Origin of the sequence: uncultured Aquincola sp. (assembly GCF_964001545.1) — a bacterium.
Taxonomy (GTDB): Bacteria; Pseudomonadota; Gammaproteobacteria; order Burkholderiales; family Burkholderiaceae_C; genus Aquincola.
Genome location: NZ_CAXFDV010000374.1, coordinates 1 through 1,775, shown reverse-complemented (window position 1 = coordinate 1,775; position 1,775 = coordinate 1). Strand labels below are relative to the sequence as shown.

The window sequence follows — 1,775 nt, the reverse complement described above, 5'->3', positions numbered from 1 at the left end:
GAAGGCGGCCTGCGCCTCGGCCAGGCCCCGCTCGCGCAGCAGGCCGCCGGTGCGCGCGGTAAAGCCGGGGTAGAAGAACCACTTCATCAGCCCGTTGCGTTGCGGCGAGGGCAGGGCGTGGCTGCGCTCCACGTAAGCCTCGGCGCTGAGGTACTCCAGGTTGATCCACACCGGCGGCTGCGCGCGCTCGGCCATGCACTGCACATAAGCGGCCGGCGGGTCGCAGCCGAAGGTCTCCACCACCACGTCGGCTTCAGCTTCGACCGGCGCGTCGAAGGGCAGCACCTGCACGCCAGCGGCACCCTGCGGCGCCATCCATTGCAGCGGGCCGGCATCGTCGATGAACAGCCGCACCTGCACGCCGCGCGCGGCCAGGCCGGTGGCCAGGCGCCAGCTCACGCCCACGTCGCCGTAGTTGTCGATCACGCGGCAGAAGAGGTCGAAGGCGGGGTCCGGGCGGGGCGCGGTCATGCGGGGATTATCGAAGCGGCACAATCCCCAACCCGATGATCGAGCCGTCCCCCGTTCCCGCCGAAGCCGCCGTGCCGGACCCAGCCCCCGATACCGCCGCGCAGGCCGCCGCCGTGCGCGAGCGGCTGCTGGCCGAAGTGGCCGCGTTGCCGGCGCTGCCGGGCGTCTACCGCTACTTCGACAGCAACGGCACCGTGCTCTACGTGGGCAAGGCGCGCAGCCTCAAGAAGCGGGTGGCCAGCTATTTCCAGAAGGACCATGGCGGCACCCGCATCGGCCACATGGTGGGCCGCATCGCCCGCATGGAAACCACTGTGGTGCGCACCGAGGCCGAGGCGCTGCTGCTGGAAAACAACCTGATCAAGACGCTGAACCCGCGGTTCAACATCCTGTTCAGGGACGACAAGAGCTACCCCTACCTCAAGATCACCGGCACGCGGGCTGCGGCCAGCACGGCCGAGTCGGCTTCGACCCGCTATCCGCGGGTGGCCTACTACCGCGGCTCGGTGGACCGCAAGCACCGCTACTTCGGGCCCTACCCGGGCGCCTGGGCGGTGAAGGAATCGATCCAGCTGATCCAGAAGGTGTTCCGGCTGCGAACCTGCGAAGACACGGTGTTTGCCAACCGCAGCCGGCCCTGCCTGCTGTACCAGATCCACCGCTGCAGCGGGCCCTGCGTGGGCTTCATCTCGCCCGACGACTATGCGCGCGACGTGAGCCATGCCGAGTGCTTTCTGCTGGGCGAGACGCAGGAGGTGCTGGACGACCTGCAGGGCCGCATGATGGCCCATGCAGAGGCGCTGGAATTCGAGAAGGCGGCCGACCTGCGCAACCAGATCAGCGCGCTGTCGCGTGTGCTGCACCAGCAGTCGGTGGAGACCAGCAGCCTGACCACCTCCGACAAGGACGTGGACATCCTGGCGGTGCGGGTGCAGGGCGGGCGTGCCTGCGTCAACCTGGCCATGGTGCGCGGCGGCCGACATCTGGGCGACCGGGCCTACTTTCCGGCCCATGTGGAAGACGCCGCTGCGGTGGCCGAGGCCGAAGCCGGCGACGTGGATGCCGGCCCGCCGCAGGCCGTGCAGCCTGTGGAAGTGCAGGTGCTGGAAGCCTTCATCGCCCAGCACTACCTGGGCAATGCCGTGCCCTTTCTGCTGGTGCTGAGTCACCCGGTGGACAAGGCCTTGCTGGAGATGCTGAGCGCCCAGACCGGCAGCCGCGTGACCGCGCAGCACCAGCCGCGCGAACAGCGCCGCATCTGGCTGGACATGGCCGACAAGGGCGCGCAGATCGCGCTGGCGCGG

Annotated in this window: 2 protein-coding genes; one reads left to right on the top strand and one right to left on the bottom strand. The window is 69.4% G+C overall.

What is annotated here, in order from left to right; genetic code table 11:
• Positions 1-471 (bottom strand): elongation factor P maturation arginine rhamnosyltransferase EarP (gene earP, locus ABNT58_RS12895; RefSeq protein WP_348753877.1); only part of this gene is annotated, 471 nt, incomplete at its 3' end.
• 35 nt (positions 472-506) lie between these two features.
• Between earP and uvrC the strand changes: the two genes are divergently transcribed.
• Positions 507-1,775 (top strand): excinuclease ABC subunit UvrC (uvrC, locus tag ABNT58_RS12890; protein WP_348753876.1); only part of this gene is annotated, 1,269 nt, incomplete at its 3' end.